The sequence below is a fragment of the Terriglobales bacterium genome (assembly GCA_035651655.1).
GTDB lineage: Bacteria > Acidobacteriota > Terriglobia > Terriglobales > Acidobacteriaceae > DASRFG01.
In genome coordinates, this window is record DASRFG010000002.1 from 249,969 (window position 1) to 272,123 (window position 22,155).

Annotated in this window: 18 protein-coding genes; 9 read left to right on the forward strand and 9 right to left on the reverse strand. The window is 56.7% G+C overall.

Annotation, left to right across the window (positions count from 1 at the left end; all coding sequences use genetic code 11):
- Positions 1-20 precede the first annotated feature (20 nt).
- Entirely contained in the window at positions 21-1,244 is a 1,224-nt protein-coding gene (locus VFA76_02065; protein HZR30625.1) for a VWA domain-containing protein, read from the reverse strand.
- Positions 1,245-1,385: 141 nt separating this feature from the next.
- On the opposite strand from VFA76_02065, the gene VFA76_02070 reads away from it, so the two are divergent.
- The 5 genes from VFA76_02070 (at position 1,386) to VFA76_02090 (ending at position 8,692) form a co-directional block, all read left to right on the forward strand.
- Entirely contained in the window at positions 1,386-3,191 is a 1,806-nt protein-coding gene (locus VFA76_02070; GenBank protein ID HZR30626.1) for a SpoIVB peptidase S55 domain-containing protein, read from the forward strand.
- A 96-nt stretch (positions 3,192-3,287) separates the two neighbouring features.
- Complete coding sequence (locus VFA76_02075; GenBank protein HZR30627.1) at positions 3,288-5,669, forward strand: WD40 repeat domain-containing protein; 2,382 nt, start codon at positions 3,288-3,290, stop codon at positions 5,667-5,669.
- 26 nt (positions 5,670-5,695) lie between these two features.
- Positions 5,696-6,271, forward strand: a complete 576-nt coding sequence (locus VFA76_02080) for an isoprenylcysteine carboxylmethyltransferase family protein (protein HZR30628.1) — start codon at positions 5,696-5,698, stop codon at positions 6,269-6,271.
- Between the two features lie 206 nt (positions 6,272-6,477).
- Complete coding sequence (locus VFA76_02085) at positions 6,478-7,485, forward strand: alkaline phosphatase family protein (protein HZR30629.1); 1,008 nt, start codon at positions 6,478-6,480, stop codon at positions 7,483-7,485.
- A 256-nt stretch (positions 7,486-7,741) separates the two neighbouring features.
- Complete coding sequence (locus tag VFA76_02090) at positions 7,742-8,692, forward strand: IS1595 family transposase (GenBank protein HZR30630.1); 951 nt, start codon at positions 7,742-7,744, stop codon at positions 8,690-8,692.
- Between the two features lie 535 nt (positions 8,693-9,227).
- Here the strand turns inward: VFA76_02090 and VFA76_02095 are convergent.
- Positions 9,228-9,605, reverse strand: coding sequence for a hypothetical protein (locus VFA76_02095; protein ID HZR30631.1), 378 nt, complete (start codon positions 9,603-9,605; stop codon positions 9,228-9,230).
- Between VFA76_02095 and VFA76_02100 the strand changes: the two genes are divergently transcribed.
- The gene (locus VFA76_02100; protein HZR30632.1) at positions 9,604-9,945 is read left to right on the forward strand and encodes a hypothetical protein; all 342 of its coding nucleotides are present in this window, start codon (positions 9,604-9,606) and stop codon (positions 9,943-9,945) included. The two genes, VFA76_02095 and VFA76_02100, sit on opposite strands and share 2 nt — an antisense overlap.
- A 438-nt stretch (positions 9,946-10,383) precedes the next feature.
- Here VFA76_02100 and VFA76_02105 read toward each other — a convergent pair whose 3' ends face one another.
- The 7 genes from VFA76_02105 to VFA76_02135 all read right to left on the reverse strand — a co-directional run bounded on the left by VFA76_02105 (position 10,384) and on the right by VFA76_02135 (position 19,978).
- Positions 10,384-11,046, reverse strand: coding sequence for a hypothetical protein (locus VFA76_02105; GenBank protein ID HZR30633.1), 663 nt, complete (start codon positions 11,044-11,046; stop codon positions 10,384-10,386).
- A gap of 347 nt (positions 11,047-11,393) precedes the next feature.
- On the reverse strand, positions 11,394-12,044 hold the full coding sequence (locus VFA76_02110) for a response regulator (protein HZR30634.1): 651 nt from the start codon (positions 12,042-12,044) through the stop codon (positions 11,394-11,396).
- Positions 12,045-12,269: 225 nt separating this feature from the next.
- Positions 12,270-12,617: a hypothetical protein gene (locus tag VFA76_02115; GenBank protein ID HZR30635.1), complete on the reverse strand. Its 348-nt coding sequence runs from the start codon at positions 12,615-12,617 to the stop codon at positions 12,270-12,272.
- A gap of 2 nt (positions 12,618-12,619) precedes the next feature.
- Positions 12,620-13,090, reverse strand: coding sequence for a flagellar export chaperone FliS (fliS, locus tag VFA76_02120; GenBank protein HZR30636.1), 471 nt, complete (start codon positions 13,088-13,090; stop codon positions 12,620-12,622).
- 1 nt (position 13,091) lies between these two features.
- Positions 13,092-14,459 carry a flagellar filament capping protein FliD gene (gene fliD / locus VFA76_02125; protein ID HZR30637.1) on the reverse strand — a complete coding sequence of 456 codons (1,368 nt, stop codon included), beginning with the start codon at positions 14,457-14,459 and terminating at the stop codon, positions 13,092-13,094.
- 69 nt (positions 14,460-14,528) lie between these two features.
- A complete protein-coding gene (locus VFA76_02130; GenBank protein HZR30638.1) occupies positions 14,529-15,689 on the reverse strand; it encodes a flagellin in 1,161 nt (386 codons plus the stop codon).
- A gap of 197 nt (positions 15,690-15,886) precedes the next feature.
- Complete coding sequence (locus VFA76_02135; protein HZR30639.1) at positions 15,887-19,978, reverse strand: glycosyltransferase; 4,092 nt, start codon at positions 19,976-19,978, stop codon at positions 15,887-15,889.
- 240 nt (positions 19,979-20,218) lie between these two features.
- Between VFA76_02135 and VFA76_02140 the strand changes: the two genes are divergently transcribed.
- The 3 genes from VFA76_02140 to VFA76_02150 are packed head-to-tail and all read left to right on the forward strand — an operon-like array spanning position 20,219 to position 22,108.
- Positions 20,219-20,482, forward strand: coding sequence for a flagellar FlbD family protein (locus tag VFA76_02140; GenBank protein HZR30640.1), 264 nt, complete (start codon positions 20,219-20,221; stop codon positions 20,480-20,482).
- 10 nt (positions 20,483-20,492) lie between these two features.
- The gene (locus VFA76_02145) at positions 20,493-21,287 is read left to right on the forward strand and encodes a flagellar motor protein (GenBank protein HZR30641.1); all 795 of its coding nucleotides are present in this window, start codon (positions 20,493-20,495) and stop codon (positions 21,285-21,287) included.
- Positions 21,284-22,108, forward strand: a complete 825-nt coding sequence (locus VFA76_02150; GenBank protein HZR30642.1) for a flagellar motor protein MotB — start codon at positions 21,284-21,286, stop codon at positions 22,106-22,108. Before VFA76_02145 ends, VFA76_02150 begins: the two co-directional genes overlap by 4 nt.
- The last annotated feature ends 47 nt before the right edge of the window (positions 22,109-22,155 follow it).

Sequence of the window (22,155 nt, forward strand, 5' to 3'; positions counted from 1 at the left end):
CACTCCAGAGCTGGCCTGAGCTAGTCCACAGTGTGTTTTGCGGTGTAGCCCTCGCGAGCGATCACTTGGTATTTCAACTCCTTGCCTCGCTCGTCGCGCACCTTCAATGGGGCGCCGTCCGGCGCTACGACCTCAATTTTCAGTTTGCGGTAAGTTCCATCCAGCTTGGGGTTCGTGGGATGGTAGGCCAGCGTGTACTGATTGCGGAGGGAATTTCCGATCTCGCGGAAAATATCCGGTAGCTCGCCTTCGAAACGAGGAAAGAATGCCCTGCCTCCGGTCATGCGAGCGAAAGTGTTCATCTGATTATCGGCCTGGAGATAATCCATCATGGCCTCAGATACGTTCGGATTACTTCCATAGCGGGCGTCAATCCACTCGCGCAATGCTCTCCCAATGCTGACGGGAAAGATGGTCACATTGGGCGTGGCTTTCACTTTCTTCATGATCTGATCCAGCGTGAGTTTGCTGAAGGTATCGCGCCCGGTAGAAACCAGAATAATTTCCTTGCGGCCCTCAATTCGATCCAGCCGATCTAAGGTGTCATAAAGTGCGTCAAAAAGATTGGTCTCACGAAAGCCCGGTATTCGCAACCGGTTCAGCCCGCCGTAAATGGCCCGCTTGTCCTGGGTAAAATCAACCAGGATTTCGGGCTTCATATCGTAAGCAACTACTGCCACCCAGTCATTCGGTTTCAGTGAGTTAGCAAAGTAGTAGGAGGCATTCAGCGCGTCATACATGAATGAATAATTCGTGGCCGCGAATTCCACCAACAGTACTGCCGTTATCGGCGCCTCAGACTGGCTGAAGCTGGTAAGTTTCTGTGGCACCCCGTCTTCCAATATCTTGAAATTCCCTGCCTTAAGCCCGGGAATGAAGTGACCGTCTTTGGTTTGAACCATTGCGTCCAGGGTCACCACCGGTACGTTTACCTGGATGGTGTAATCCGGCATACCCGGAACCTTCTTGGGGGCGGAAGGCGGCGGGGGTGGCGGCGGCTCTTCCTTCTTCTTAGGGATAGCGTAAGGGCCGGTCTCACCCTGAGGGCCCCCCGCTTCAGGAGGGGGTTCGGTCTGCTTCTGCTGGTCGGCGGATGGCGGCTGGGTATTGGGGGTCTGGGTTTGCCCGCCGGCTGCGGTGAGGGCGGTAGCCAAGATCAAGGGGAATAAAGCCCCCCAGGGAACCACAGCAGATAACCTACGGCGAATACCCGGTAAAAACCGGCAAAACTCAGGGGAAAACATGATTGCCTCTGGTATGTGAGTCTCTGTACTATAGATGCAACCTGGCGCGATCTGGTCAATTATCTCGCGTCTGGCCTGCCTCCCTCAACATAAAGACTTTGGCATTTTCCTGAAAAATGCCGGGGAGAGTGGCTGTTCTCAATGAAAAAAATTAGTGTGCGCCTCGTCCTTCCGCTGGTACTTACCTTTACCCTTCTCGGATCTGCGTCTCAAACAAGTGTAGGTCGCGATGCGACCGCCATGAAGGCCAAGATTATCCCCTTGGAGCAAATTCACGCTGGCATGCGCGGTGTCGCGTACACCGTATTCCAAGGCGTCAAACCCGAGCCCATGGATGTTGAAGTTCTTGGCGTGATGAAGAATGTCAATGGTCCGAAGGGCGACATTATCCTTGTCCGTCTGCACGGGACAAAGCCCGAGTACACCGGTGTGGTGGCCGGAATGAGCGGCAGTCCGGTTTACTTCGACGGCAAACTGGCGGGCGCGCTCGCATTTCGCATTGGCGAGTTCTCGAAAGAGCCAATCGCCGGCGTAACTCCAATCCAGGAAATGTTGGAAATCGGCGAGTTAGATACGCGCGAAGCAGCAGGAATGCCAGGTTCAGGCAAAACTGCGAACGTGGTCAGCAAGACCTCCGGCCCGGGATCGAGTTCCGGCACTTCCAGCTACACCAATTACCTGACTCCCATTGATACGCCGCTGGTGTTCAACGGCTTCACGGAAGAAGCCTTCAGGCGTTTCGCGCCCCAGTTCCAAGCTGCCGGCATTGTTCCGGTGATGGGTGCGGGATCATTCAGCGATGCTAAGCAGCCGGAGCCCATCGAGGCCGGTTCCTCCATCAGCGCGGTCCTGGTCCGCGGTGATATGAACATCGCCGCCACCTGCACAGTGACCTACGCGGATGCTTCACATTTACTGGCTTGCGGCCACCCGCTGATGCAGTTCGGCAGAATTGATCTGCCCATGAATAAGGCGCAGGTTCTGGCGACCTTGCCCTCGCCTGCGAACGCCTTCAAAATCGTCAACACTACCGAGGCAGTCGGTTCCTTCGTACAGGATCGTCACACCGGAATCATGGGTGTCTTCGGCAGGAAGCCGGACATGATCCCGGTCACCCTCAGCATCCATGGCATATCGCGTCCCAAGGAATTCCATTACGAAGTTCTCAACAACAGCAAGATCAGCCCCATGGCCATGATGGCCACCGTGTTCAGCGCTCTCCAGGGAGTTAACGAATACGGCGAAGGCACCACTTATCGCATGCAGGGAACCATCAAGGTGAACGGCTACCCCGACGTCGCATTGCGTGACATGTTCGCTCCGGTCGACGGCGGCCAGCCCACAGGTGTGCTGATCGCCCTTTCGCTCGGCGAGCGTTTTGGCCGCATCTTTGACAACTCTTACGAAGTCCCTGAAATCCGCGGCGTGGATTTGAGCTTCGATCTGGTGAATGAGCGCCGCTCTGCGCGCCTGGAAAGCGCTCGCACCGATATGACTGAAGCCCGTCCCGGCGACGAGATTGTAGTCGAGACCGTATTGCGGCCCTACCGCGGTGAACGCATGGTTCGCCAGATTCCGGTACGCGTGCCCACCTCCACACCTAAAGGGGCGCTGCGGATTCTCGTTTCCGATGGCGATACTCTCGATCGCATGCGGCACGGTGGCATGGGCATTGGCCGTCAATTCGATCTCGGTTCCACGGTTGCTATGCTGAATAAAGAGCACTCTAACGATCGCCTGTACGTCTCGTTGCTGGAGGCGAATCCGGAAGCCATGGTCCAGGACAAGGTCATGCCGACCATGCCTCTTTCCGTTATGAACGTGATGGACGGGATGCGTGGCACCCAGGACATGGTGGTACTCGGCGAATCCGCGGTTGATGAAGCTTCAACGCCGCTGGATTACGAAGTGGCGGGCGCGCAGGTAATTACCTTAACTATTAAGTAAGGAAGTTTTGTGGCCGAATGCGCTATCCACGCGTGCAGCCCACCCCGCGTGCATGGTAACCTGAACTTTCCCTGCATCTTCTGATCGAGGTATCAAGTGCGTCATATTTCCCTCTCTCTGGCCGCAGTTATTGTTTTCGTCACGCTTTCATTTGGCGAGGGCACACGCACCTGGGAGCAATCCAGCTTCGACGATTTCGAAAAAGGCACCGCCACCGGCGTCGCCATTCGCAATGATGGTTCGCTCGCGCTGGCGCCTTCCTTCAAGCCCTTGTCCACCACTCCTTCGACTTACATTTGGGCAATTGACACGGACAGTGATGGCAACGTGTACGCCGCCTCCGGCTCGCCCGCTCGTGTGTATCGCATTGCTAAGGACGGAAAAGCTAACCTCATCTTTGCCCCGCACGAACTCCAAGTGCAATCGCTGGTAGTAGACCCGAGCGGGGCCATCTTCGCCGCCACCTCCCCTGATGGCAAGGTTTACAAGATCGTGCATCGCAAAGCCGGTGCCGCCCCCACCGAGGAGACTCCCGCGGAGACCGAGAAGACCGACCGGAGTCAGTCTGCCTCTGCACCGATGCCCGTGGATCGTTCTTACAGCTCCTCGGTGTACTTCAATCCTGAAACCAAGTACATCTGGAACCTGGTTCTCGATAAACAGGGCAACCTGTACGTTGCCACTGGCGATCGTGGGCAGATCTTCCGCGTGGGAAAAGACGGCCAGCACTCGGTGTTCTTTAAGAGTGATGAAGCCCACATTCGGGTAATGGCTTTCGACCCCAAAGGTAATCTGATCGCCGGTTCCGACGGCAGCGGTTTGGTGTATCGCATCTCGCCGCAAGGCGAAGCGTTTGTGCTTTACAGCGCGCCCAAAAAAGAGATCACCGCGCTCGCAGTCGATAGCGCCGGCAACATTTACGCAGCCGGGGCAGGTGAGAAACGCGCGCCTTCCGCCGCTCCCGGCCAGATGCCCGTGACCGGCCCCGTGACCACAATTGGCTCACTCCAAGGCACGATCTCCCTGGGCGGGGCATCGCCTTCTCCCACCCCGGTGTTCTCTACCGCAATCTTTGCCAACACTGGCGGATCGGAGATCTACCGCATCGCGCCCGATGGCGCGCCGTTGCGCATCTGGAGCTCGCGCGATGACCTTGTCTACGCCCTCGCCTTTGATCAGCACGGCACCTTGCTGGCGGGTACAGGCAATAAAGGCCGAATTTATGCCATCAGCGGTGATGATGTTTTTGCCGATTTACTAAAGGCGAGCGCCAATCAGGTAACAGCATTCGCCAAATCGCCGAGCGGCGGGCTTTACGCTTCTACCAGTAATTTTGGAAAGCTGTTCCTGCTCGGACCCGGCCCGGAGACGCAAGGCTCCTACGAGAGTGATGTCTACGATGCGAAGAATTTTTCCCAGTGGGGGCGCGCTCAGATGCGGGCGTCCGGCAGCGTAGATTTTTTTGCTCGCAGCGGGAATGTTGACAATCCTGATCGCAATTGGAGCCCCTGGCAGCGACTTGATCCGCTCAAAGATGTCCCGGTTGGCGTTCCCTCCGCACGCTTCGTGCAGTGGAAGGCGGTCCTGCACGATGGCAAGACAGCGCCTCGCCTCGATTCTGTAGTGCTGAATTATTTGCCTAAGAACGTGGCCCCCGAAATTGAGGAAGTTGGAGTGCAAATCGGCAGCCGCTATCAGCCCACGCCCAAGCCTGTGGGCGCCTCAGCTTCGGGTCAGGGGCCACAGCAGTTCGACTCCAACCCGCCGCCCCCAATTCACGATCGCGGTTCCATTGCGGTGCACTGGAACTCGCGAGATGAGAATGACGATCAGCTTATTTATTCGCTCTACTATCGCGGCGATGGTGACAGTCGCTGGCTCTTGCTGAAAGACCATGTTGAGGACAGGTTCTACTCCTTCGACGCCAGCCTGCTTCCCGACGGCGGTTACAGCATCAAGGTGGTCGCCTCCGATGCTCCTTCGCATTCGCCTAACGAGTCGCTGAGTGCGGAAAAAGAGAGTCCACGCTTTGAAGTGGACACTACGCCGCCCGCAATTCAGGACCTCAAAGCTTTTTACGATGGTGAGCAAGTGCGCGTCAGCTTTCGCGCGGTGGACGGCTTTTCTCCCATTAAGCGCGCCGAGTATTCGGTTGATGCTCAAGACTGGCAATACGTGGAGCCTGTAGGGCAGATCTCCGACTCCCGTGCCGAGAATTACGACTTCATCGTGTCCGGTGCAGAAGCCGTAGCGGCAAACGTAAACGCGGCGCCAAACAAATCCTCTCACGGGCCGCGAGTGGCTACCCAGTTGCAATTTAACGGCGAGTCGCAGGAGCACATCATCGTGGTCCGCGCCTACGACCGTTTTGACAATATGGGCTCCGCCAAATTCGTGCTGCACCCGATCGCTGCTGCCGAGAACGACAAGTCAAATCCACCGAACCCTAACAGTCCACGCATCGCCAAAAAGCAATAAGCGGTTGCCGCTGCTAGAATCGCAACGTGCTCCGGTTCCTTCAGACGGTGGGATGGCTGGCGTGCATCATCTACAGCAGCATCCCGTCTTTCTGGCTGATCATTCATCCCCGGATTGAATATTGGCGTGCCCGTAGCCGCTCGCCATACCGCGTGCTAGTTCCGCTTTGGCTGCTGATGTGGATCATCCTGGGCGCAATCACCTGGCCCTGGCGTCACGTCCAACTGTATCGCACGCCACTCTCGTGGATTCCGGCGGTCGCATTGTTCGCTTGCGGCATCCTGCTTTATCGCGCCGGCGGCAGACGCTTCAGCAGAGAACAACTGGGAGGCCGCCCGGAACTCGAACCGGCGCGTCATGAGCAGCGCCTGGTCACCACCGGCATTCGCTCCCGCGTGCGTCACCCGATTTATCTGGCGCACTTCTGCGAACTCATGGGATGGAGCATCGGTACCGGCTTGGCGGTGTGCTTCGCCCTTACCGTATTTGCCATCATCACCGGAGTTTTCATGCTTCGCGTGGAAGACCGCGAACTCGAGCAGCGCTTCGGTGACGAATATCGCGAATACCGCCGCCGCGTACCTGCTATCCTTCTTTTTTGAACGTGTCAATTTTTTTCTGGTGATTCTTTCCGCGCGTCCACACCTAGTGAACATTAGATCTTCCTGTGCACAACTTCCTGCCCCTAGGGAGAAAGTCTCCAAGTCACTCAGAGATTCAACCGATTCTTACGCCCGTCAAGTGCTTGTAGTTTTGCTGCAGTCAATCGCACATCGCCACTGCGTCCAGCCTGAGTCAGGAGAAAATTGTGAGACAAAAGGTTACGCAGCTCGGGACGTTGCTCTTTGTTCTGATCTTGGCTTCCTGCGGCGGTTCCACCGGCATTACCGCAAACAAGCATAGCGCGGCTTCTGCACCGAAGGCTTCTCCGCCGCCGCCTCCCCCGACGACAGTTGTGAAACTGTACTCCAAGCATGTTTGGGTGGTGGCTCTGGAGAACCACAGCTACGAGGAAGTCGTCGGCAGCTCGTCTGCGCCGTATTTCAATTCCCTGTTCAAGGGTTCATCGGCGAAAGGCGCCATTGCCGACCAGTACTATGCCGATCGGCATTCTTCGTTGTGCGCCATCATGCACTACATCGCTGGCGAAGATGTCTCCGCTGACTCCGCCGGCAAGTGCGACAACTACACCCTCTCCTGCTTCAGCACCAACAACATTATTCGCGAGATGAAGCGCGCGCACCCCACCTGGACCTGGACCAGCGCGCAAGAAGATTTGCCGTACCCTGGCTACGCCGGCCTTTACTCGGGCAGCTACATGCGCCGCCACAACCCGCTCGATTACTTCTCGCCGGAGACCTGCCATTCGCAAAGCAACATGCCGTATCCGCTGTTTATGGCGAACCTGCAGCTGTTCGCCTCTCCCAACTTTATTTACATCACGCCGAATAGCATGGACGACGCCCACAACGGCACGGTCGGCGCAATGGACAAGTGGCTCGCTGCCCATGTGCCGGCGCTACTCGCCCAACCTGCTTTCCAGCCCGACGGCGACGGCCTGATGTTTGTGGTCTTTGACGAGGGCCACGTATCCACTGACAATCGCTGCTCGGCGTCCAAGAGAACAGGCTGCGGCGGCCGCGTGGCCACACTGGTGATCGGGCCGCAGGTGAAGAAGGGCTACCACTCCACCACGTGGTACAACCACGAAAGCCTGCTGCGCACCATGTGCGGCGCCATGCACCTGCTGGGATGTCCGGGAGCAGCCGCCACCGCCCATCCCATGGGCGACATGTTCCTGCAACCCATGTTGTAGACCGAGGGCGTGGGCGCGGGGACTTCTGTCCTCGCGCGCACCGGGTACCCCACCCCCCTCCCCTCTCCCCACAATGGAATCAAAGATTTGGGCTATGTTGACAGCCGAAAGGTAATTATCCCTTGACAACAAGTAGATAGAAAAGCGATAATGGGGTTGTGAAGAAGCGGAACGCAATTGGATGGCTCATTTTCATCCTATTTGTTCTCGTGATGTTTCTGCTGGCGCGTCACGGCGCGGGCTTCTGAGGTCAACCATGAATCGCAGACAGGCTATCCCCAAAGAACTGCGGTACACCGTAGAACAATTCCATCAGGAATTTCCGAACGATGCCGCTTGCCTTGCGCGTGTTATGGAGATGCGCTATCCGGGTCACGTTGCTAAATGTGATTCCGGGGATTGCGCTGGTGCGCTTCGCAAACATCATCGCGTCTCTGGCCGCAGTGCCTACGCTTGCGACTATTGCGGACATCACCTGTACCCGCTTGCGGGAACCATTTTTGAGCACAGCAGCACTTCGTTGCGCTTGTGGTTCTACGCGATGTATCAAATAGGTTCTACTCGTTGCGGAATTTCCGCTAAACAAATTCAACGCGAGACTGGCGTCACCTACAAAACCGCATGGCGGATGTTCAAGCAGATTCGCACTCTGGTGTCGGAGGACATCAGATTGGAGGGTTCCACAGTTGAGGTTGACGAAATGTGCGTCGGTGGCCGCAGCAAGTGGTTGCGGGCAATTGAGAAGCCCAAGACCACCGTTCTCGGAGTGGTACAGCGCAAAAGCGGGCGTGTGATTGCGCGTGTTGCGCCTGACGCAAAGAAACCCACTCTGCATGGATTCATTAAAGAGTTTGTAGTGCCCGGAAGTGTGATATTCAGTGATGAACATCCGTCGTATGATGGCATCGAAGGGCCGAAGTATCGGCATTACCGGATTCGCCATAACGCCCGCGTTTACGTCACTGGCTCGCGGAAACAGATTCACACTCAGACCATCGAAGGACTTTGGAGTTTGGTAAAAAGAGGATTGGGCGGCGTGTACCACTCTGTAAGCAAGAAATACTTGCAGAGCTATCTCAACGAGTATTCTTTCCAGTACAACCGCCGCGAGACCGGGAACCTGATTTTCTTTGCGATTTTGGCGACGGTCGCTGAGCTGGCGTCTCAACCGCCCGTTGCAGCATCCGCTCAAACTCAGACCGTGTGAACGGTCGCGTTTCACTCTCAGTCTTCTTCGCGGGATTCTTGGAGTGATTGGCCATAAACAATTTGTCGGCCCGAAGCGCCTTTGATGCGCTCCAGCTAGGAGTGTATCATGCGGGTCGAAACTCACGCGCCTCCGCTATTAGTGTTGGTCTTCCGCAAGGAGAAGCCATCAATGCCAGACCAAGAAAACCTATTCTCTGCGTATCTCTCGGTTGCCGTATTCTGCGAGAAAATTCTCATGGAAATGGACGGGGCAATTAGCATTATCCGGATTTTCGATAGATTCAACGTTGTTGGTCCGTCTCCTACAATGGGGAACCAAGTCTTGCGATTTCAGATTTTGCTTCTGTTTAGGTCGGGCATTCTAAGGGGTAAGCAATTAGTACGGATACGGCCTCACTCTCCCAGTGGCAGAGATTTACCAGCTATCGAAATTCCTACGCTATTCGAGGGGGATGATGAGCGCGGCAATGTATTGCGTGGCGATCTCAACTTTGTTGTAGATGAGGAGGGGGTGTTCTGGTTCGCAGTCTATCTTAATGACGAGATGGTGACCCGGATGCCTTTGAGGGTGACGTACCAACAATCTGCCACTCCGACGACTGCGTGAGAGGTCCGCTGATGGTGGAAGCAGTACCGATGTACACAGATGGTGCTGGGCCGCCAAATGAAATCCTGACAGGTGACTCCAGCAACTGTCTCAGCTCTCGCTGTAGTTCTGCTTCTGGAAGATGTCCGTTATCATGTTCGGCGAGACGGAGTTCAATGGCGTATGCCAAACGTTGAGCGTCTATCTCCGAATCCTTATGCATATTCCAACTGCGTTGAGCGAACCAATCCTCAAAGTCATCCAGCGACAGCTTGCCGCTGATAAGTTTGGCGATTTGTTCCCGCAGTTCAATCAGTGACATCATGGCAGCAGAGCATCCTATACCAATCCAGCGCATCTCCAAAGAGGAAATGTGCCAGATGTTCAATGACGGTAATTATTGGCAACGAGCCAAAGATGGCGAATTCACGATGATTGTGCTCAAAGATCGACATCCTGCACGCATCGAAGCCGATGAACCATTCTGTACAATGAGCCAACTGGTTTCTTACAGAGATGCCGCGGATTCTGAAATTGTACGCGTCCATCAATATCTCCGAACCAATAAGGCCATTGGAGCGTCCGGGAAACCAGACCCAAAACGTATGTTTGTAGACGGTATTTTGTACCGTCTTAATAAAAAGCAAAAGGGCACCAAAGACTGAGCCCTCATTACCTTTAGATGCCCCGTCACGGCAATTCGACCTTGGCAGAGGCGATACTTGTTGTCAAGGGATAATTACCCCGTTCCGCAACCGGAATGCTATATGCAGGGTGAGGAAGTGGAGGGATATTTGTCAAGTACCGGTTAAACGCGGACTGAACCCAGCATGGGCCTATACTCCTCCCGCCTTCAAGAATGTGTTCTCTTTATGGATGCCTAACTTCATGGTTCTAAAGAGGGGGGAGGAGGGTAGGGACGCACGCGCCATGCCAAAGATCACTGAGCGGTAATTGGGTAATTGCGGAATCGGGCAATCGGGGAATTTAAGAGCAGGTATGCGCGGTGAATGACAGGTCAAAGCGGTGATTGTTCAGGAGGGCAGCCAGATTCTCCTGATTACCCGATCAACCGATCACGCAATTGCCCGATGCTCTCCCTGCTAGTCGTCGTTCTTGGTGGCGGCTACCAGCTCGCCGGTAACGTCTTTGACGAGTTCGCGGCGGGGAGCGGGGGCGGAGCGGGTGCCTCGGGTGTCGAGCACTTGCACGCGGCGCGCAGGCACGGTGATGGGATCGAGCCGCAGGATGTTGCCGTTGCTGACCTGCGCCTGGAAGCGGAACCAGTCGGTACGGAAGAGGCGTCCGGAGGCGTAAAAGGTGACCGAGGCGGCGATGGTGCCTTCGAAGTCCTCGCCGGTGCAGGCCAGAAGCCGCGGTCCGATGTTGTGGGTCCAGGTGGTGCCGCCCAGCAAGGGGTCGTTCACCGGGTGGCGCTCGAAGGGCACGGCGTGGGAGATGCGTCGCCACTGCACCAACTGCAACAGCACCGAAAGCTTGGCCAGGTTGGTGACCACGATGCGAGCTTCCTTGGCGGAGACGCGCTCCAGCTTAATGTGCAGTTCGGGCGACCATTCGCGTTCGAACTCCTCGCGGGCGAGCGCAAGACTTTTGTCGCTAGCCTCGGCGTAGCGCAGGGTGGCGCGTGCCAGCACGATGCTGAGCACGCAGGTAACGACCGTCGCCACCACCGGGATGTAATTAATGATGGTGGTGAGGGGGATATTGAATTGAATGCCGCGCGGAATGAGGTCAAAAAGGTGCATAGAAGAAGATAGTTATGGCTCCGAGATTCTAGGCAGGGCGGACGCGGGCCGCCAGATGCGCATGGTATAGAGCCTTTGGTAATAACTGGGATGGCGGCGATGACGTTGAAGCGGAATGGGTTACGAGGACCGGGCGCGTGAAGATTGGGGCGCCACTATCTGCCGGGCTGGCTCCTAGCTGAGGCTTCCGTACGATCTGCGGGGAGGGCTTCAGCTCCTGTGGATAGACGCGCAGGGGCTAAAGCCCTCTTTTCTGCTTAATTTTTTCGTGGGCCTGAAGGCCCACGCTCCCACGGTAGCTCAGGCTTTCGTATAGGATCGGAATCATTGGGGAGCAATGCTACAGCTCAGGCCTGGGCGTAAGGCGCAATGGAGAACGGGCTCTCCCCGGTGCCGCGAAGGGTATCCAGAAGAGTGTTGATCTCGACGGGCTTGGGGAGCAATTCGAACGAATATCCCTGGGAACGCGCAGTGTGCAGCAGGTCGTTGGTCATCGCCTGGCCGGAGAAGAGGACGATGCGCGTGCCCGGGGAGATCTCGTGAATGGCCTTGGCGGCCTCAATGCCGTTGATGTGGGGCATGACCACGTCAGAAATAATAATGTCCGGGGCGTGGGCCGCGACCTCGCGGATGGCCTCCTGGCCGCCATAGGCGACACGGGACTCGAAGCCGTGTTCGCGCAGAATTTGGGCGACGGTATTGGCCACGTTGGGCTCGTCGTCCACCACCAGGACAGAGTTTTTTACGATTTCTCGGGAAGCTGGGGATGCGAGTTCGACAGCCGATTCGGGAGCCGAATGGTCCTTGCCGGCAAGCCGTTTCTCAATGCGGCGCATCTCGGCGGCAAGCGCCTGCTCTACTCGGCCAGAGCGTCTCTCGCCGTGGGCGACGCGGCTGACGAACGAACGGTCAACATCCAGCCGGCGGGCCACGCGACTGTAGGCGCCTTTGAGTAGCTTGTAACGCTCAAGGTCGCGATTTTGGTTGTTTTCGCTCAAAACTTTCGCTCTGAATTTCGAGTCATAATGGCGGCCTTAAGTTGCTTCGGCCGGCTGTGCAGATACGCGTCCGACGCCCCGCTGGCGGGCCAGAGCTAACTCCTGCGTTAGCTTAAGATACCGCCAAAAAGCCAAGAATGCAAGGGGCGGAGGATTGCAACTTATAGCAAACATTGGGGTTACAAAACGCCATCGCACGACATATTATCACTCGTAATCGACAGCTCATTTCGTGGTTTGTCGCACGGCTTGCGACCAAGCGCTCGCGGCGCGCAGGTGTTCACGCTTTTTGCCGAGGTGCTGACGTCGCAAGTTCAACTTGATCTGCAAGGTTGGCACCAACGATGCCAACTGCTGCAAATGCCCACGGTAGAGCGCGAGTTGCTGTTCCACTTCGACAACGGGAGCGCGGTCAACGGAATTGCCGGCAAACAGATTTTCGCCCAGGCGCAGAAGGGACTGAAGCTCCTGAAAATTTTCGGGTTTGGGTTCAAATTTGGGATCCACGGCGTTTCGGACGCAAGCTTCCAACATTTGATTCAGTGAGCGCAAATTGGTCAGCAGGTCGTGCATTGTCATCCACTCCACTTTGACTGCTTGGCAGGTCCATCTGTTACCGGCGTCGCCGGCGGCGGAAGAGCTGACTGCGTCTTGTTGGGCAGAACAGTGGGACGAGAAACATCTTTCTCCACTTCCAACCATGCGTCGCGAAGAGAGAGAAAGTGGCCTGATTGCTCTTCGAGCAGTTCGGCAGAGCCCTTGATTTGAGCTTCCAAAAGCTTGGCGCGAACCACCGAGTAGAAGCGGTCGAGATTCTGGGCAACCTCACCACCACGCGCGAGGTCCAGAGTGGCCTGGAGTTGGCCGACGATCGCCAGTGCATGGCCGATCTCGGCAGTGCGCCGCTCCACGTCTCCGGAGCGAACGGCGGCGAGCGCGCGCTGCAGATCGCTGATAGCGGCCTCGTAGAGAAGCACTACCAGGCGCGTCGGCGGGGCTCCGCGGACGGCGGATTCCAAGTATGCGCGTCTGGCGTCGAAGGTCATATCAGTGACCCGTTGGATTCAAACCCGCCAGGCTGGCAAGCTGTCCGCTGACGGAAGCCTGTAACAGCGGGAGTTGCCGCAGCATGACGTCAATCTGAACGTACTCTCGAGTCAACAAGTCCTGCTTGGCGGCCATGCGAACTTCAAAGTCGTCAATCTGGCGGGAGATCGAATCCTGAGAATTTTTGATTCCCGCAAGATCGGTGTACAGCAGTCCTGAGGTCGGGTCGTTGAGGACGGTGAGTTCTGCCTTGAGGTGGGTGGCGAATCCAGCCGGCGAGGCCTGCTGAAAGAAGTTCTTGACGTCAGCCGAGTGGTTGGTAAGGGCGTCGTTCAATGCCACGCTATCCACCGTCAGCGTGCCATCATTATTCATGTTCACGCCGATGGACGCGAGGTTCACGATGCCATTGTTGTGATCGATCGCGTAAGAGACGTCAAAGAGTACTTGCGACTGCAAGTTGCTAAGCGAACTGTCCGCGGCCAGTGGTCCCGCGGTATTGGAGATGGGATTATAGGTAAATTGGGCGTTGATCGTCTTAATGAGATTGTTGTAGTTGGTTACAAAATTGTTGATGGCCTGGGTGGCAGTGGAGACGTCGCGGGAGATGGTGATGGTAACCGGAGTGGAGGGCGCGCTGCTCAACAGATTCAGGGTGACGCCTGGTATCGCGCCGGTAATGGTATTGGTGGCGCTGCTGATGGGTACGCTGTCTACGCTTAGGTTGGCGTTGGCGCCAGCTGAGCCGAGGTTGAAAGTGAGGCCGGTGGTATTGGTGCTGTTGTCAATGGTGATGTTGCCAGAATCACCGCTGACATTTGCAACGAAGGTCAGGCGGGTGCCCTTGTCATCCTTGATCACGCTGGCGGTTACACCATAAGAGTGGCTGTTTATATAGGCCGCCAACTTATTCTGAGTATTGTTGCTGCTGTCCACCGTGATGGGAGTTGAATTTGCTCCCACCTGAAGGGTGAAGACGCCGGTGGCAAAGGTGGTTGTGCCGTCTGCCAGTGAGTTGCTGTAGGCAGAGCCAGTGGTGGCCAGGTTCGCGACGACGATGGTATGTGAACCCAGTGCTGCGGATGACAGCACGCTGGCAGTAAGAATGTTGCTTTGGGAAGAGGTGACGGCGCGGGAGTCGAGAGCTCCGGATGCATCGCTCAGCGCGTTGGCATTAGTGAGGAGGTTGGCAAGCAAGTTATTGATGGTGGCCAGGGCGGCAGACTGCAATGCAAGCTGGGCCTGCTGAGCTTTCATCAACGTTTCAGGTAACCGAGCCGTGGCCATGAGCTGATCAACGACGGCGGTCACATCTATGCCATTGCCGGATGCGGCTCCGCTGTTCAGATTGATGGGAAGTGTTGCCATGAATTAATTCCTCATGAGAAAAACTCAAGGGAAGCGGGTGAAAACCCGCTCCCCCGTGAGCTCAGTAGATTACTGGAGCAGCTTGAGTACACTTTGCTGCGCCTGGTTGGCTTGCGCCAGAGCGGAAATACCTGTCTGGTTAAGAATGGAGAACTTGGTGATGTTCGCCACCTCCTGCGCGATGTCGGCAGCTCGAATGCCGTCTTGCGCAGCAGTCAGGTTCTGGGTTTGATTGTTGATGACGGATACCGCGCTCTGCAGGCGGTTGATGCCGGCGCCAATTCCACCTCGTTTGCCGGCAACGTTGGCGATGGCCTGGTTGATGTCGCTCAGTGCGGCCTGGGCGGCTACGTCACTGGTCAGAAGATCAGTGGAGAGAGTCACGTGGTTGGAGCCGTTATCCAGTTCAGAAGAACTGAGCCCTCCCACCGAGACCACGATGGTGCTGGCACCGCCGGACGTGGAGTCGCTGAGGAATATGTTGGTGGTTGCGCCCAGAGAAGCGGTGGGATTGGCGAAGCTGCCCAAGTCCGATGATCCTCCGGTTTCCGTTCCGGTGACCGACAGGTTACCTCGCCCCAGCGGGTCACTGATGGTAAGGAATCCGCCGGTTAATGTTGCCTTGGCGCCCACGGTAGCATCCGAGTTGACGGCGTTCAGCAGGTCGGCAACCGTACTGGTGCCGGTAGCGGTGAAGGTAAAAGTCGCAGCGCCTGCGGAGACAATGAATGTGTCACCGCTGGTAAGTGCAGAAGTCAGGGTCAGCGAGGTCACGGATCCAGTCAGAGTGTTCAGATTCGGACCGGTGGCATCAAGAAAAACTTGTGTGCCGTTGAAAGTTGTCTTCTGTCCGATACGGTCAATTTCTGACTTAATGGCTGTGAACTCAGAGTCCAGCGCGGTGCGCTGGGCGTTGGATACGGTGCCGGTGGAAGCTTCAGTAGCCAGCGTGACGGCGCGGTTAAGCAGGTTGGTGACCTGCGCTAACGCACCATCGGCCACTTGCAGCTTGCCGACGCCGTCATTGGCGTTGCGTGAAGATTGAGTTAGAGCGGTTATGTTCGCTCGTAAGCCGTCGGCAATGGCCAAACCTGCTGCATCGTCTGCGCCGCTGTTGATCCGGGAACCGGATGAGAGGCGGAACAGAGTCTGCTGCAGTCCTGCGCCCGTAATTGCCAATTGGTTCTGTGCGGCAATTGACGGGATGTTATTGAGGATGCTAAGTGCCATATCATCGCTCCTGTTGGGCCTTGAATTTTAGGTCCGGTACCCGCTGGGCCGCCGCCCTGGTTACCCAGAGAGGATCCGTCCTGCCTCACGGAACCGACTGCGTTCAAGTGAATCATCGGCGGGAACGACCGTGGCTTTAACTGATTCAATCCGGTTCCGATATGAAGGGAGATGAGATGTGCTCACCGAGGGCGCGATCAGCGGCCGTCAGCGACTTGGGTTACGTTACTTTCGATTTGGTGCAGGGCGTTCGCGAGCCGGTCGGAGTGCGGGAAAAGCTGCAATGCGCGCACGAGGAGCGCATGACTGCGGTCGTGAGCACGAAGCTGGAAATGAATGGCGGCGGCGCGCAAAAAGCCTTCCGGCGAAGGAGTAGTCTGCTCAAGCTTGCGCTCAGCGGCTTGGGCCGCCTGATTGAGCTGCCCCACAGAAATGTACGCCGTAATGAGCCGGTCATGAAGTTGCGCGCGATCGGGCTCGCGTTGGAGTGCGCGGCGCATTCGCGCCAAGCCCGTCTGGACCTCTCCCAGGCGGAGTTCGGCCAGGCCGAGTTTGCTTTCCAAATTGGCGTCACTCTCAGAGGCCTTCCAGGCGCGGCGAAAACTTCGAGCAGCTGATTCGAAATTCCCCAGATTGAAATTTGCATCGCCCCGGGCTTCACTTATCATCGGGCTCAGGCCACAATGGCGCTCCGCCTTTTCAAGGCAGCCAAGGGCCTGAACATCGTCTCCAAGCTGGATGTGGGACATACCGGCGAACAGCCAGGCGGTAGCATTCTGCGGCTCCAGTTCGCACGCGCGCTGAAAGCACTGCAAGGCTTCCTGGGGACGACCAAAAGTATCAAGTTCAAGCAGCCCTACTTCGATGTGCGCGAGAGCACTGTCCGGCATTTCCTGTATTTTCAGGCGACCCATCTTTAGATACCACTGGTTCTTTTCTGCCAGCTTTGATTGATCGCCGGTGAAGCCGTAGTGGTGGATGCAGAAATTTGCGTCGCCTATCTTTCCGCCACGGCGCAGGATGCTGAGATCAACATTCTCATGAACGCGGCCTATGAACCGGATATCAGGATCGCGGCGAAACAGGCGAACGATTTCTTTTTCGACGTATGCCGGGTAAGCACTGGCGCGTGGCAGCGTGGAAGTGTTTCTCTGTGCACGGCGGTCCCACCCGCGCGCATGCACATTACGGCAATAATGTCGCAAGGGAATGCGATAGCCGCTTACATCGGGGCGCTTCAATAACGCGGGGAGAAGATCCGCGGCGGAAGGATCGAGTTCTTCGTCCGCATCGAGAACCAGCACCCAGTCCGACTGCACCGGTTCAAGCGCCAGGTTTCTGGCGTCGGCGAAGTTCTCTTGCCAGGGAATGGAGATCACCTGAGCTCCCAATTGTCGGGCGACGTCGAAGGTGTCATCAGTAGAGCCGGTGTCAGCAATAATGATTTCTTGAACCAAGTGACGCACGCTCTCCAGGCAGACGGGCAAGTCTGCGGCGGCGTTGCGCACGATCATGGACAAAGCCAGAGCGGGGTTTCCCGTGCGCGAGCGGGTGCGAACTGGCGCAGGCTTTTCGCGAACCTTGGAAGAAAGTGGATGGGCTGGAATAGCCAACTGTTTTTCCCAACGTTCGGCCATTTCCGGTTCGCCAAGCCGGCGGTAGCATTCGGCAAGACAGGAATAAGCGGAGTCGAAGACAAGGTCGCGCGGAAGCGGCTCGCGCACGAAGGTAAACATATGCCGCAGTTGTTCGCGTGCCGCGTTGGCATGGCCTTCGGCGAGCAACTTCCTCCCTTGCTCGATGTAGGCTCGAGCCCGCTCGGCGATCGCCGGACGTCCGACCCCTAATTTCAATAGGTTGGGATGGGAGCGCTCCACTCGGCGAAAGGAACAGATTTCATCGGCAGCAGGCTTGCTCTCGAGCGTTCGTAATTTCTGCAGGACCAGCGCTACTTGCCTGTCCAGGGCTTGCTGCGAAAACCTTTCCAGAATGTGGGCCCTTCCCGCTTCCGCCAGCTGCTGCCATAGCGCGGAATCGGTGTAGAGCCGAATGATCGCGGCGAGAAAATCTTCCCGCGTGTCAGCGATGAGCGCATGTTGGCCATGGGTAAGAGCCATGCCTTCGGCTCCGACCGAGGTGGTGACCAGGGGCAGCCCGTGAGACAGCGCGATCAGATTCTTGGTCTTGATGCCAGTACCCACGCGCAATGGAGAGATAAAGACCCGATGTTCTCCCAGGCAAGGGGCCAGTTCTGGTAAATATCCGCGGACCGCAATTCCTGGCTGGGATGAATATGTGCCGGGCACGTGGTTGCCGACGAGAGAAAGCTGTAGCTCTGGAAGTCGGCGCCGCAGGTCAGGCCAGATGTTTTCTACGAACCATTGCAAGGCATCGCAATTAGCGGCGTTCTCGAAGTTGGCGAGGAAGAGAATATTGTTTCGCTGTTCATACGCGGGTCCGGGAGGGCCTGGCTCGGCCACCATGGGGAGCAAATCAATTTGCAGGAAGGGATCGTGGCCGAGCATGCCGCGACGGTCGTCATCCGAGATAGCCAGTAGCAAATCGGCCTGAGGATAGAGCTCGCACTCGCGCTGTTCATAGTCGCAGGCGCGTTCATAATCTGAGAGCAAACCGGTGAGTCGAGCGAGGCGCATTTCGCGCTCTCCGTGACGATCGTCGGAGAGGATGGCGATTCTAGTTTGCGGGGAAAGTCGCCGAATGTCGGACAGATATTGTTCGGGGATGGACAATCCCACCCAGAACCAGTGGCACAGAAGAGCGATATCAAATTTACCGTCAGACAGTATTTCCGGGAGTGACGGAGTCAATGGGTGGTCGCTTGATAGCCAACCCTGCCTTTCGATACTACCGCTATAAACATTAATCCCGAGATCACGAAGGGCTGGGCTGTAAGCATCGCAGTTCATGCCGTTTCTGCCGATGAAGGTCAACGCGCAATTGTGCTTAAGAAGCGAATTCAATACCTGCATCAAACGGGCATCGGAACCAGTGCGATCGAAATGCGGCAGAACTTCGTGGACGACCAGCACGCGAGTCTGGGCTGCGGAGGCGGCGGGGATGGGACGCGTCTGCGCCGGAAATACGCTGGATTGCTGTTGACGACGTTGGGCTTGCGACCCCATGTCTGAGTAAAACTCAGATGGGTACCGCTCGATCACCGGACTTTGCTGGCGAGCGAGCAGGAAGGTGTTGTCGCCGCGAAGGGAAATGGTCAATCCCATGGCGGCCAGATGGCGTAGTGCGGTGCGCTGATCGCGCCACCAACTATCTTGTGTGCTCAGGTGCAGCACCTCAAACCCAGCGGCCTGTGCCAGACGGCGCACTTCGCCCGCGGTGTACTCGCGGTTGTGGCGGTCGGTGGCGAGCCCATCACGAAAGAACTGGCCGAAAACGTAGGGGCTATCTCCGCGCAAAAGGTGGAGAACGCTCTTGGCGCTGGCAATATTTGGGGTGGTCAAAAGCAGCAGGCCGCGGGCTTTGAGGACGCGATTGATTTCAGCCAGGACGGCGATAGGATCATGGCTGAGGTGCTCGATGATTTCGCTGCAAAGGACGACGTCGAAAAGATGATCAGCATACGGCCAGGGAGTGTGCTGTAAATCGAAGTTATCAACCACGAACGTAAGGTCTTCGGAGTTGTCAGAGGACGGTACTTTGCCGACGTATTGTTTTTCTCCTTCCCAAATGTCAGTACAGCGCACGTCATAACCTTTTTTCCGCAGAACTGGGCTGAGATGATGGAAGCTTGCTCCCAACTCCAACAGCTTCTGCCCGGGAATGGCCGGGGGTAGCAAAGCCAGAGTTGTGAGATAGCGTTGCAGGTGAGTTTCATAATAGGAGCGCGCGTTCTGATCGTCGTCCGCGAAGGGGCGCAGTAATGCTTCGTCGTCCTTGCGCCGTATTGATTCTAAATTCCATGCCGGGCGACAGCGTTCGCGCAGAGCGTCAACCAACGCCCGGTTATCTTCCGGAACCGAGGAGCGGGCCAGTTCAAGAAATGGAAAAGCCTCATGAGGGCGGGATTCGGAAAGCAAGGCACCAAGATTGCCGGCGGCCTGAAGGTTTCCTGGATCCACCTCGAGGGCACGCCGAAAACCCTCCTCGGCGTCCGAAGAATTGCCGGAAGCGAATTGGGCAGCGGCCCAATCGTTCCAACATTCGCTGCTCTCGGCCTCGCCCAAAGCGTGTCCTAGAAGTCGGACAGCTTCGGCCCAGTTCCCTTCCTTAAACTTTTGCAATCCCAGCTGGTGCTTGTCTTGCATCTTCATTTAATCCCGTTCGGCAGTTTGTGGCCGTTGGACCCGGCAAAATCTGCCGAGGTGGGGCGCGTTGCCGTGCTTTACTCCTTCGCCTTCAGCTGCAGATGCAATCAGCGGGCCAGGATAAAAATGAGAAGAGTACGGCAAGGCATGAGGCTGACAGTGAAGGAACCTGGCGTGCTGACCGATGAATATGGGCGAGAGGCAATTCGCCGCTTCTCTGAAGGTGTGCCCTGACGGTTTATATCAATGATTACGCTGACACGCTTGAACAATAAGCCGCTGGCGGTCAACTCCGACCTGGTCAAGTTCGTGGAGCAGGCCCCGGATACGGTAATCACTCTGGTAACCGGGGAAAAGATCGTGGTGCGGGAGAGCACCGAGCAGATCGTAGAGCGAATTGTGCAATTCCGCCGCAGCGTGCTGGCCGGGATCCCGCCATCATGGAATGCGGTGGGGCCGGCAGTGGGACCGGACGCGGCTGAACCCGCCAAGCGGGACGAAGAATCCTGAGAGGAACGACGTGGACAAGGCCAGCGTGGGTGGGGTGGTGCTGGGCCTGAGTGGAATTGTCGGCGGTCTGCTGATCGAGGGCGGCAGCTTGTCGCAGGTGATGCAGCCTACGGCAGCGATGATCGTAGTGGGCGGCACCATGGGCGCGGTTTTGCTGCAATTCCCTTTGCCGGTGGTGTTCTCGGCATTTGGGCGGTTGGTGCAAGTGTTCTTTGAGCCCACGCACAGCCCGCGGGAAACAATTGCCGAACTGGTGCGCTATGGCAACCAAGCCCGGCGGAATGGAATTGTGTCGCTGGATGAGCAGATGGCGAAATCGGAGGACCCGTTCATGAAAAAATCGCTGATGCTGGCGATTGACGGCACCGAGCCCCACGAATTGCGCAAAATGATGGAGTTGGAACTGGATAACCGAGCGGAACGGGAGGAGCAGATCCCACAAGTATTCGAGGCAGCGGGCGGGTTTTCACCGACGATCGGCATCATTGGCGCAGTGCTTGGATTAATCCAGGTGATGCAGCACCTCGACAAGATCAACGAAGTTGGCAAGGGAATCGCGGTGGCATTTGTAGCAACAATCTACGGCGTGGGATTAGCCAATCTTTTTTTCTTGCCTACGGCGGGGAAGTTGAAGATCCGCTTGCGTGAAGAACAAGTCGTGCGGGAGATGACGCTGGAAGGTGTGATTTCCATTCTGGAGGGGATGAACCCGCGGATGCTGGAAACCAAGCTGCTGGGCTTTTTGGCTGAGGCCAAAGGAAAAGAAAAAGAGGAGGAGGGAAGCCGGGAGGAGGTCTCAGTATGAGCAGGAGGAGGCGACATCCGGCGCATGTTAATCACGAACGATGGCTAGTCTCGTATGCCGACTTCATAACCCTGTTGTTTGCGTTTTTCGTGGTCTTGTACTCGTCGTCACAGGTTGATACGAGGAAGATCAGTCGATTATCAGTGGCCATCCAAGCGGCGTTTCAGCAACTCGGGGCGCTACCGGGAAATTCATTAGGACCGCCGATCGATACGGCCAGCTCGCAGCCCATGGACACGTCGCGATTTGTGGAAAAGGCCGAACGCAAGCAGATGCTGGGGCGCTTCGCACGATCCAATATGGGTACTGAAGACCGCTCCCGCCATGAAAATTTTGATGAACTGCGGGGGCAGGTGGAAAAGGCGCTGGCTCCGGAGATTCGGCGCAATGAAGTAGCTTTGCGAATAATTCCAGACGGGCTGGTCATCAGCCTGCGCGAGGTCGGTTTTTTTGATAGCGGATCGGCGAAGATCAAGGCCCGTTCGCAGGACGCGTTCGCACGCATAGCGGAAGTGTTATCGGAACACACATACAATGTGCGCATTGAGGGGCACACGGACAATGTTCCCATTCATACGTCTCAGTTTGATTCCAACTGGGAGCTCTCCACGGCGAGAGCGAGCGACTTGCTAAAGAAACTGGTGGAGCAGTACAAGTTTCCGGCCGAGCGCTTCTCCATCGCCGGCTACGCTGAGTTCCATCCTATAGCCAGTAACGGCACAGCGGAAGGACGGCAATCGAATCGCCGGGTGGACATTGTGGTGTTGAGCTCACCGCCGGCTGAGAAGAAACCCGCAGTGGAGAATGGTTCCGAGCTCTAAGAATAGCGTTGAGCTGCCGGTCAAGAGGCAAGATGGGATTGCGCCCG